Source organism: Azohydromonas lata NBRC 102462 (genome assembly GCF_001571085.1).
Lineage (GTDB): Bacteria > Pseudomonadota > Gammaproteobacteria > Burkholderiales > Burkholderiaceae_C > Azohydromonas > Azohydromonas lata.
This window is the reverse complement of the sequence record NZ_BCTC01000165.1, coordinates 1-10,029: the sequence shown is the minus strand read 5'-3', so window position 1 is coordinate 10,029 and position 10,029 is coordinate 1. Positions and strand designations below refer to the sequence as shown.

The following is a 10,029-nucleotide window of genomic DNA, read 5'->3' as shown; positions in this document are numbered from 1 at the left end:
GGCGAGGTGCGCAGCCTCGCGCAGCGCTCGGCCACGGCCGCGCGCGAGATCAAGGCCCTCATCGGCCAGAGCGTGCAGCAGGTCCAGAGCGGTTCGGCGCTGGTGCAGGACGCCGGGCGCACCATGGACGAGATCGTCCAGGGCGTGCGCCGCGTGACGCAGGTGATCGCCGAGATCAGCAACGCCAGCGCCGCGCAGAGCGGCAACGTCGCGGAGGTCAACACCGCCGTGGCCGAGCTCGACGGCATGACGCAGCAAAACGCCGCCCTGGTGGAGCAAAGCACCGCGGCCGCGCACGGCCTGCGCGAGCAGGCGGCCCGGCTGGGCACGGTGGTGAGCACCTTCACGCTCAGCGGCGAGCCCCGGCACGCGGCCCCGGCGCTGGCCTGATCTCCCCGCCCGCGCGCCTGGAAGCCGCCTTCAGCCCACGCGCGGGCCGATGTACTCGGTGGCCAGCGCGAAGTGGTTCATGCGGTAGTGCATGGTGGAGGTGGGCCGGGTGCGCCCGCCGAAGTACCAGTTGATCCACGGGCCGCGCAGGCCTATTTCCGGGTGGCAGCGCCAGCGCAGGCCGCGGCGCTGCGCCACCAGCACGCCGTCCAGCCAGGTGTCGATCTCGCCGTCGGGGTTGGCCTCGCCGTTGCCCCATTCGTCGGTGAGGCTGGTGTCCACCGAGTTGATGCGTATGCGCTGCTCCAGGCAGTGCCAGCGCCCCTTGGAGATCACCGCGTTGCCCAGCCGCTCCACCTCGCCGAAGTCGCTGGCCTGGTCCAGCGAGTAGATGTAGTCCTGCAGCGGGCGCAGCTCGGCGTAGGGGCTGCCGTCGCCGGGGTCCAGGCCGGCCACCATGCGCACCGAGTGGCCCTCGTAGCCCCAGCGGTCGTAGAGCTGCACCGCGCCCGAGCTGCCCTTGGGCCAGAACAGCCGCTTGCCCGTGCCGCGGCGCCCGCCGTTGCCGGTGATGGAGTACCAGTAGCCGCCGGCGTAGTCGTTCCACCAGCCCAGGCGCAAGTCCCAGCCCAGGGCCATCTTGTTGATGTCCACGCTGCTGTCCCAGTCCGGCTCCAGGTAGATGTAGAGCCGGGCGTACAGCTCCTCGTACAGCGCGGGCAGCGCCGGGCGCAGCGGGTCGGCCGGATTGCCGCGCAGCAGTTGCGACACGCCGTTGAAGGACAGGTTGGCGTTGGGCGTCAGGGTGCCGCGGAACATCACCGTGCCCGGCGCGTCCGGGTCGGCCAGCAGCTCGTAGGGGTTGCGGCTGTCGAAGCTGAGCTCGTCGAACAGCCCGCTGCGCGTGAGGTTGGAGAAGTCCCCCATGCGCAGCACGGCGGGGTGGGCGCGCAGCGCGGCGTCGCCGCCCGCGGCGATGCCCATGCGCGAGGCCTGCGCGTCGGCGCCAAGCTGAAAGCGCGGCGCATCGACTTCGAACACGCCCACGTTGAAGGCGTAGCGCACATCGCGGTCCACGCAGGTCAGCGTCATGAGCGCCTGCTGCACCGTGCCGCGCACGGCCGAGAGGTCGAACTGCACCATCACCGGCGTGCGGGCCGTGTGCCAGGCGCTTTGCCGGGTGTCGAGGTTGCGGTAGGTGCTGGGGTTGAGGGTGGCCACCAGGCCCGCGCAGGCGAATTCGCCCTGCTCGGTGCGCACCAGCAACTGCGGCGGCGTGGCCGAGAGCCGGCCGGCCCACGTCGCGAAGGCGGACGCCGAAACGCCGCTGCCGCGCAAGAAGGCGCCCCGGTTCTCGCCCGTGCCCACCCAGCGCGCGGCCAGCGCCGTGATGTCCACCGTGACGGGGCCAAGCGCCTTGACCACGAAGCCGGCCCAGGGCTGCGCGCCCTGGCCCACGCCCGCGGCATCCAGCCAGTCGCCGACGTTGCGGTTCTTCCAGGGCAGTTGCAGGTGCACGTTCCAGTAGTCGCGCGAGGGCCCGCTGCCGGCATCCCACAACAGGAACTGCGCCGGCGTGGCGGCCGGCATGGACAGGCTTGAGACCGACTCCTTGGCGGTTTCGGTGGCCACGCCCGCGGCAGCTTGCGCGGCGGATTCCGCGGCGTCACTCCCGGCGCCGCCCCCGCCGCAACCGGCCAGTGCCAGCGCAGGCAGCGTCAGCAGCGCCTCGCGCCTCTTGATTTGAAACATGCAATCTCCTGGCTTGAAATGACCACGGCTTTTCAAAATCACGGGAACAGCCCGACATTTAAAAAGCGACGCGCCGCCCGCCCCTATTCATTTGTTTCGAACGGAAAGCCCGCGCACATCATGCGCAACTCAAAGCCAGTCAATTAACTCTTCATTCGCGGGATGGAAATAAAAGGGTTACACAAATTTCACCTCTGCCGATTCCAAAACCACCGCACTCGCAGAAGCACAACGCAGCCCGACGGCGGCTCGAAAGAAGCGAAATTCACCCTGGATTGAATTTCCGTCCTGGATAGGGTTGATTTCCACGGCTGGATCGGACGCCTCTCACAAGCCCTTTTCTCAGGGAGGACGTTTACCCAGCGCCGGATACGGGGCGGTCCCAAGAAAATGGCGGCCGCCACCGCCCTCGGCCATCGATATTCAACCCAGGCATGTTTCCCCAGGGCCGCAAACTTTTGGCGGCAGCGCTCAATAAAATATCGGCAACCCACAAGCATTCAGCGCGGAAAAATGGTTGCAACGCTTTACGAATCCGCAACTGAATTCGATGCAACGAAAACCTGGAAAAGCTGGCAGAAAATGAAAAAGGGATTTCACGGCAAGGCGTGAAATCCCTGGGGATTCAACCCCCGCACGGCCTGCGGGGCTGCGTTCCAAAGATCTACAGGTCCAGCACCAGGCGGGCCGATTTCGCCCGCGAGCAGCAGGGCGTGAACTGGTCGTTGGCGGCCTGTTCCTCGGGGGTGAGGTACACGTCGCGGTGGTCCGGCGTGCCTTGCAGCACCCGCGTGAGGCAGGTGCCGCACACGCCCTGCTCGCACGACACCAGCACCTCCACGCCCGCCTCGGCCAGCGCCTGCGTCACGGTCCGGTCCGGCGCCACCGTGATGACGCGGCCGGAGCTGGCCAGTTGCACCTCGAAGGCCTCGTCGCCCGTGCGCGGCGCGGCCTCGGCGCCGGCCGAGAAGAACTCCCAGTGCAACTGCTGCTCGCCCCAGCCCGCGGCGCGTGCGCTGGAGAGCACCGCGTCCATGAAGCCCTTTGGGCCGCACACGTAGAGGTGCGTGCCGGGCTGCGGCTGCGCCAGCAGCGCGGCCAGGTCCAGGCGCTGCGCCTCGGGGCCGTCGTCGAAGTGGAGCTGCGCCCGATCCGCGAAGGCCGCGCCCTGGATGCGCTGCACGAAGGCCGCGCGCTCGCGCGAGCGCGCGGCGTAGTGCAGGTCGAAGGAGGCGCCCATCACCGCCAGCCGCTCGGCCATGCACAGGATGGGCGTGACGCCGATACCGCCGGCCAGCAGCAGGCTGTGGCGCGCCTCGTGCGCCAGCGCGAAGTGGTTCTTGGGCGCGCTGATCTGCAACTCGTCGCCCTCCTTCACCGCGTCGTGCACGGCCGCCGAGCCGCCGCGCGAGGCCGGGTCGCGCAGCACGGCAATGAGGTAGCGGTGCGTCTCGGCCGGGTCGTTGCACAGCGAGTACTGGCGCACCACGCCGCCGCCCAGGTGCACGTCCACGTGCGAGCCGGCGGAAAACGGCGGCAGCGCCGCGCCGTCCACGCTGGTGAGCTCCAGGCTGCAGATGCCCTCAGCCTCCTGCGCCTTGCGCGCCACGCGCACGCGCAGCGCCGAAGCGGCGGCGCTCATTGCGACAGCTCCGCGGCGGAGGCGCCGGCCAGCCGGTCGGCGGCCGCGGCCTGCTCGGCCGCCAGCACGCGCTCCATCACCCGGCGCGACTGCATGCCGCCCGCATCGATGTTGAGCATCAGCAGCTTGCGCTCGGGCCACTGGCTGATGTTGGCCTGCTGGCGCTCCAGCATCTGCAGGTCCTCGCCGAACACCTTGGCCTGGCCTTCGCGTATGGCCAGCGTCAGCGCCGGGTCCTGCGGCTTGAAGTGCCGCGCCATGCCCCAGAAGTAGTGGTGCGAGGTCTCGGTCTCGGGCGTGATGAAGTCCACCACCACCGCATAGACCTTCTTGTCCGCCGGCGCGTCCTTGCCGCCGTGGCCGGCCAGCGCCACGCCCACCTCGATCATCACGTGGCTGGGCGGCGTGAAGTGGCACACCTGCCATCGGTCCACGCGCTGGTCGTCCGGCAGCCCGTGGCCGCGCAGCGCCATCTTCCAGAAGGGCGGCGCCTCCGGCAGGTCGCTCATGAAGCGGCTGGTGGTGACGTGGTCGCCATCGACCTTGGTCACGCAGGGCGTCTCGTCGATCTCCTTCTGGCCTATGGAGGTCGAGTGCACGTAGGTCTCGTGCGTGAGGTCCATGAGGTTGTCCACCATGAGCCGGTAATCGGCCTTCACGTGGTAGTAGCCGCCGCCATAGGCCCACTCGGGGTCGTCGGCCCAATGCAGGGCGGGCAGCAGCGCGGGGTCGGCCTGGTCCTTGTCGCCGGGCCACACCCAGATGAAGCCGTGGCGCTCCAGCACCGCGAAGCTCTTGATGCACGGGAAACCGCGCACCCGCTGCCCCGGCATGGCGATGGTCTTGCCGTCGCAGCCCATCTCCAGCCCGTGGTAGCCGCACACGAGCTTGCCGTCGCTCACGTAGCCCAGCGACAGCGGCGCGCCGCGGTGCGGACAGAAGTCCTCCACCGCGGCCGGCGAGCCGTCGGCCTGCCGGTAGAACACGATGGCCTCGTTGCAGACCTTTCGGCCCAGCGGCTTACCGTCAATCTCCTGCGGCGTGCAGGCCACGTACCAGGCGTTCTTGGGGAACATGAAGTCGTCTCCTTCAGGAAATCCGTTCCAAGGTGGTCGGCCGGCGCGGCGCGCCTGCGCCCCTGGCAAGGGTCGCGGCAAGCCGTGCGCCGGCCCGGCAGGCGTGCCGCAGGGGCTGCGGCCGCCGGGATGGTCAGCGTACTGAATACGTCATTCAGTGTACTGATCGTGGATTCCGCGGGCTATGGGTTGGCCCTCCCGATTTACCCTAGGTCAAGACGTCAACAACCGTGTCCACGCCCGCCCTGTCCTTCCTCGCCTGCCGCCTGCGCCGTGCCCGCCGCGCAGCCGCCGGGGCCGCCGCCTGCATCGCCGCACTGGCCTTGGGCGGCTGCGCTGGGCCGCGCGAGGAGGCGGACGTTCCCGCCGCGCTGGGTTTGGGGGGCCGCGTGGTCACGCTGCCCACGCCGCGGCAGCGCCTGGTGCACCTGGCGCTGCAGGAATGGGCGCTGTGGGGCCGCGCCCGCTGGGACAGCGCCGCCGACACCTGGGACGGGCCGGCCGGCGCCGGGACGCCCCGGCGCGAGCACATGGCCGACGCCGCCAGCCGCGTGCTGCTGTACTGGCAGGTGCTGCGCGGCGACACCTTCGTGGCCGAAGGTGCGCAGTACCCCGACGGCTCGCTGGTGGCGTGGTCGGCGGTCTTCATCTCGTACCTCATGAAGTCCGCCGGCGTGCCGGATGCCGTCTTTCCCGCCAGCGCGCTGCACTGGCATTACATCAAGGCCGTGCATGACGGGCCCTCGCCCGCGGGCTTCGAAGCGCTGGACGCCGCGCGCACGCCGCCGGCCGTGGGCGACCTCATCTGCGCCCCGCGCGAGGGCACGGCGCAGCGCGTGACCCGCTTCGAGCAGCTGGCCGGCGACGCCGGCGCCGGCGGCTGGCACTGCGACCTGGTGGTGGAAGTCGGCCCCGCCGCGTTGGGCGCCATAGGCGGCAACGTGCGCAACACCGTCGCCTGGAGCCGCGTGCCGCTGTCCGCCGACGGGCTGCTGCGGCCCTCGCCGCAGCGGCCCTGGCTGGTCGTGCTGCGCAACCACCTGCCCTGAAGCCCCGGCCGCGGCGGCCTGCCTCCCAGCCTCGTCCCTGCGGATTTGTACCGGCGCGCCGTGGCGGCGCGGGGAGATGCGCGCCTTTGAAGCTCAAGACGGGCAGGCCTGCTCCGATAACGCAACCACGTTGAACCAGGGAGATTTTTGATGAAGGCTCAGGCACACACCGTCCACTTGATGTACGCGCGCCATTCCTTGCGCGCGACGGCGCTGGCCTGCGCCGCGGCCGCCGCCCTGGTGGCCTCCGGTTGCGGCGGCGACGGTGGCGACACGCCCACGCCCACGCCCGCGCCCACTTCACGCACGCTCAGCGGCGCGGTGGCGGTGGGCGCACCCATGTCCGACGGCCGGCTGCGCGTGCTCGATGCGGACGGCAACGTGGTGGCGTCCGACGTCACCGTGGCCGAGGACGGCAGCTACCCCGCCGTCACACTCACCGGCAACGGCCCCTGGCGGCTGGAGGCCTGCGGCCACGCCGGGGCTGAGTACCGCTGCCTCTACGCCGTGGCCGCTGCGCCCGGCACGGCGCAGGTCACGCCGCTGACCAGCGCCGCCGTGCTGCTGGCCGGGCAGGCCCGCCCCGAGGCGCTGATGAACGGCGCTGCCGCCACACTCACCGGCGCCAGCCTGGCCCAGGCCCAGGCCCAGTTGCGCACCAGCTTGGGCGCCCTGCTCACGGCCAACGGCCTGTCCGCGGACTTCGACTTCACCGCTGGGGCGCTGGCCGCGGGCTCGCGCAGCGGCTACGACGGGTTGCTGGACGCCTTGGGCGTCAACTTGGGCCAGGACGGCCGGCCTTTCGTCCAGTTCACGCAGCGCTTGGGCGGCGGCAACCTGTTCCTGGACGCGGACGGCACCCGCATAGGCGCGCTTTCCGCCGATGCCACGGCCGCCAGCCTGGACCTGCCGGGCCTGCAGGCCATGGTGTCCCGCTTCAGCGCCGCCCTGGCCGGCGCCGCCGCCTGCGCGCAGCCCGCCACGGGGCTGCGCTCGATAGTGGCCGACACGGCGACGCTCAGGATGGAGGGAAACGCCGCCAGCGGCGGCGACGACGTGGCCGCGGCCCTGTGCGCCATGTTCGGCCACGGCGACAGCGGCCACGCCGTCTGGGGCGCCACGCTGCAAAGCCCCGCGCTGCAGGACTGCGATCTCTCCGGTGCCGCGCCGGTGTGCGGCATCAGCATGGTGCTGCGCGACACGCAGGGACAGTTGCACGACGTGGGCGATGGCATGGCCGTGACGCGCCAGGGCGGCGCCTGGCGGCTGATGGGCAGCCGCTGGCCGCTGGAGCTGCACGCCAGCGCCGAGGCGCAGCGCACCGTGCGCATAGACGGCACCACGCCGGCCGTGCAGTTCGACCGCGCCCTGTCCTTCGAGATCGAGGCCGTGCCCGGCCTGGCCTGCGCCAAGGTCGAGCAGCCCACCAATTTCGGCGGACCGGTGACGGTGGCCTATTACAAGCGCCATCCCGGCGCCGCGCAGCAGCGCAGCCTGTCGCTGTGGACCACCGGCGGCATGAGCGCCACCGTCAGCCTCGACCCCGCCACCGGCACCACGCGCCAGGCGGACGACGCCTGGGTGCTGCTGCCCGCGGACACGGCGGGCGACGCGACCATCCGCAACTTCTTCCACGGCGGGCGCAACGTGACGATCTCGCTCTACGCCGACGAGGCCTGCACCACCCCCTTCAGCATGGGCGGGCGCAGCAGCTTCCGGCTGCCGGTGGTGGGCGTGCCGCCCATCTGGTCGTCCATGGAGACGCAGCCCTGGGCCGAGCTGGATGCGGCCGGCAAGGCCGCGCTGCGCGCGCTGAGCCTGGCCGGCAACGGCAGCGGCAGCATCAGCGCCGCCTGGACGTTCCCCAACGGCCCGCAGGGCATGAGCCAGATCTTCGCCTGCAGCCGTCGCGCCACCTGCGGCCAAGGCGGTGACGGCCGCCTGGGCGAGGCCGACCTGGACGTGCGCGCCCGCTCCGCCACGCTGGCGCTGCGCAATCAGGGCGCGGCCATCGCGGCCGACAGCTCCAAGCTGCTGGGTGTGTTCGGCCGCAACGGCGACGGCGTGAACCTGCAGACCAACTACACCAGCTGCCCCGCCACGCCGGCCGGCCAGCAGTGCCTGGACTGAGCTGGTCAGGGCCGCGGCGCGGGTGCGGCGGGCGCGTCAGCCCTCGCCCGCCGCGTCCGGGGGCGCCAGCGGCTGCGCAGAGTCCGCCGCCACCGCCGCGCCCGGGCGCAGCGGCGCGCGGCTTTGCTCGTTGCCCAGGTGGACGAACTTGCGCAGCAGCCGCATGAACTCCTGCTGCTCGGCCGGCTCCAGTTGCGACAGCAGCGACTGCTGCATGCGCCGCACGCCCGGCACCGTGCGCGTGAGCACGGCCTCGCCCTCGGCGGTGAGCAGCAGCCGGCGCTGGCGGCGCGGCAGCACCTCGCGCACGATCCAGCCCTTGGTTTCCAGCCGCGCGGCGATCTCGGCGGCGGTCGAGGTGTCCAGCGCCACCTCCTGCGCCAGCGTCACCTGGTCCAGCCCCGGCTTCTCCTGCAGCATGCGCAGCACCGCGTACTGGATGGGCGTCACCTCGCGCCCAACCTCCTCGTAGAACACCGACACCGCGATCTGCTGCGCGCGCCGTATCAGGTGCCCCGGCTGGTCATACAGCTCTATGGCCAGCGGGTCGGTGGACGGCGAAGAAGGGGCAGCGGACATGGCGGCAGGCAGGCGGTTGCAGGGAAGCCGGGGGCGGTCGCATCGGCGCATGCACGACCGCCGCCCCGCGGCCCGCGCATTCTGCATGCCGGCTGCGCCCAGCCCGGCGGGCCCCTCGCCGGCTCGCCCGGCGCTGCCGGCGGCCTGGCTCCATGCAGGCAATGCGTGAAGTGATGCACGCCGCTGGTGCGGCTGTGGCCCTCCACCACCCCCAACTGTTTCATAAACGTTTCAACTACCCGATGAACCCTCTTTGAGTCCTCCAACTGACGGCCAGCCCCGTACCGCCTGCCCACTTCCCGGGCGGGCCGCCGCCTGGCCAGCAATCCATACATGAACGTCTTGAACAAGCTCCGTCTCGGTCCGCGGCTGGCCCTTGGCTTCTCCGCGGTGTTGGTGCTGATGCTGCTGGCTGTAGCAACCGCCGTGTTCAGCCTCAACAAGGTCGATGCCGCCTCGCGCCGCACCTTGGAAGTGGACATGGTGAAGTCCGAGGCCGTGGCCACGCTCAACACCTATACCCGCGCCAATGCGCGGCGAACCATGGAGCTGTTCTTCGCCGAGGACAAGACCCACGGCGACAAGGTCCGGCAGATGATCGGCATCAACGCGCAGAGGGTGGACGAATCGCTGAGCACGCTGGAGCGGCTGGCCTACACCGAGGCGGGCAAGGCGATGATCGCCAAGACCAAGGAGCGGCGCGACGCCTTTGCCGCCTCCATCGCCAAAGTGGACAAGCTGCTGGCCGACGGCCAGCGCGAGGAGGCCTCCAAGCAGTTGCTGGCCGAGACACTGCCGAGCCTGGACGCGCTGCAAGCCGACGTGGAAGGGCTGGACACGCTGCAGAAGCAGCTCAGCACGACCAGCGCCAAGGCCTTGGCCGACGACATCGACTTCTCGCGCATCGCCATGATCGCGCTGGGCATGGTGGCGCTGCTGGTGGGCGCGGGCATGGCCTGGGCGCTCACGCACTCCATCACCGTGCCCGTGCACCAGGCGGTGCAGGTGGCACGCACCGTGGCCGCGGGCGACCTGACGTCCAACATCAACGTCACGATGCAGGACGAGACCGGCGAGCTGCTGCGCGCGCTGGACGACATGAACCACAGCCTGGTGCGCATCGTCACCCAGGTGCGCCAGAGCAGCGACTCCATCGCCACGGGCAGCCAGCAGATCGCCAGCGGCAACGCCGACCTGAGCCAGCGCACCGAGGAGCAGGCCTCCAACCTGGAGGAAACGGCCGCCTCCATGGAGCAGCTCACCTCCACCGTGAAGCAGAACGCCGACACCGCCGCCGCCGCCACGCAACTGGCCACCAGCGCCAGCCAGGCCGCCGAGCAGGGTGGCGACGTGATGAACCGCGTGGTGTCCACCATGGAGGAGATCAGCGCGGGCTCGCGCAAGATCTCCG

9 protein-coding genes are annotated in these 10,029 nt (G+C 70.8%); 5 read left to right on the top strand and 4 right to left on the bottom strand.

Translation table 11 applies throughout. From position 1 onward, the window contains the following. Positions 1-390, top strand: a 390-nt coding sequence (locus tag ALA01S_RS29195) for a methyl-accepting chemotaxis protein (protein ID WP_238456004.1), incomplete at its 5' end; no start/stop codon positions are given. Positions 391-420: 30 nt separating this feature from the next. Here ALA01S_RS29195 and ALA01S_RS29190 read toward each other — a convergent pair. Then, entirely contained in the window at positions 421-2,142 is a 1,722-nt protein-coding gene (locus ALA01S_RS29190; RefSeq protein WP_066342967.1) for a hypothetical protein, read from the bottom strand. Between the two features lie 390 nt (positions 2,143-2,532). Here ALA01S_RS29190 and ALA01S_RS33720 point away from each other — a divergent pair, with 390 nt between their 5' ends. After that, complete coding sequence (locus ALA01S_RS33720; protein WP_157119382.1) at positions 2,533-2,754, top strand: hypothetical protein; 222 nt, start codon at positions 2,533-2,535, stop codon at positions 2,752-2,754. A 52-nt stretch (positions 2,755-2,806) separates the two neighbouring features. On the opposite strand, the gene ALA01S_RS29185 is transcribed toward ALA01S_RS33720, so the two are convergent. Next, positions 2,807-3,784 (bottom strand): PDR/VanB family oxidoreductase, encoded by a 978-nt coding sequence (locus ALA01S_RS29185; RefSeq protein WP_066342965.1) that lies wholly within the window; start codon positions 3,782-3,784, stop codon positions 2,807-2,809. Next, a complete protein-coding gene (locus tag ALA01S_RS29180; RefSeq protein WP_066342959.1) occupies positions 3,781-4,860 on the bottom strand; it encodes a Rieske 2Fe-2S domain-containing protein in 1,080 nt (359 codons plus the stop codon). Before ALA01S_RS29180 ends, ALA01S_RS29185 begins: the two co-directional genes overlap by 4 nt. Before the next feature lie 230 nt (positions 4,861-5,090). Here ALA01S_RS29180 and ALA01S_RS29175 point away from each other — a divergent pair, with 230 nt between their 5' ends. Further along, entirely contained in the window at positions 5,091-5,909 is an 819-nt protein-coding gene (locus ALA01S_RS29175) for a DUF2272 domain-containing protein (RefSeq protein ID WP_066342957.1), read from the top strand. Positions 5,910-6,059: 150 nt separating this feature from the next. Beyond that, positions 6,060-8,039 (top strand): hypothetical protein, encoded by a 1,980-nt coding sequence (locus ALA01S_RS29170; protein ID WP_157119381.1) that lies wholly within the window; start codon positions 6,060-6,062, stop codon positions 8,037-8,039. Between the two features lie 36 nt (positions 8,040-8,075). On the opposite strand, the gene ALA01S_RS29165 is transcribed toward ALA01S_RS29170, so the two are convergent. Then, positions 8,076-8,618, bottom strand: coding sequence for a MarR family winged helix-turn-helix transcriptional regulator (locus ALA01S_RS29165; RefSeq protein WP_066342954.1), 543 nt, complete (start codon positions 8,616-8,618; stop codon positions 8,076-8,078). Positions 8,619-8,951: 333 nt separating this feature from the next. On the opposite strand from ALA01S_RS29165, the gene ALA01S_RS29160 reads away from it, so the two are divergent. Further along, a partial coding sequence (locus tag ALA01S_RS29160) for an MCP four helix bundle domain-containing protein (protein WP_157119380.1) occupies positions 8,952-10,029 on the top strand: 1,078 nt, incomplete at its 3' end.

Excerpts from the sequence above, each read along its gene's own strand:
- ALA01S_RS29180 (WP_066342959.1), bottom strand. The coding sequence starts at position 4,860 with ATGTTCCCCAAGAACGCCTGGTACGTGGCCTGCACGCCGCAGGAGATT.
- ALA01S_RS29185 (WP_066342965.1), bottom strand. The coding sequence starts at position 3,784 with ATGAGCGCCGCCGCTTCGGCGCTGCGCGTGCGCGTGGCGCGCAAGGCG.
- ALA01S_RS33720 (WP_157119382.1), top strand. The coding sequence starts at position 2,533 with ATGGCGGCCGCCACCGCCCTCGGCCATCGATATTCAACCCAGGCATGT.
- ALA01S_RS29170 (WP_157119381.1), top strand. The coding sequence starts at position 6,060 with ATGAAGGCTCAGGCACACACCGTCCACTTGATGTACGCGCGCCATTCC.
- ALA01S_RS29190 (WP_066342967.1), bottom strand. The coding sequence starts at position 2,142 with ATGTTTCAAATCAAGAGGCGCGAGGCGCTGCTGACGCTGCCTGCGCTG.
- ALA01S_RS29165 (WP_066342954.1), bottom strand. The coding sequence starts at position 8,618 with ATGTCCGCTGCCCCTTCTTCGCCGTCCACCGACCCGCTGGCCATAGAG.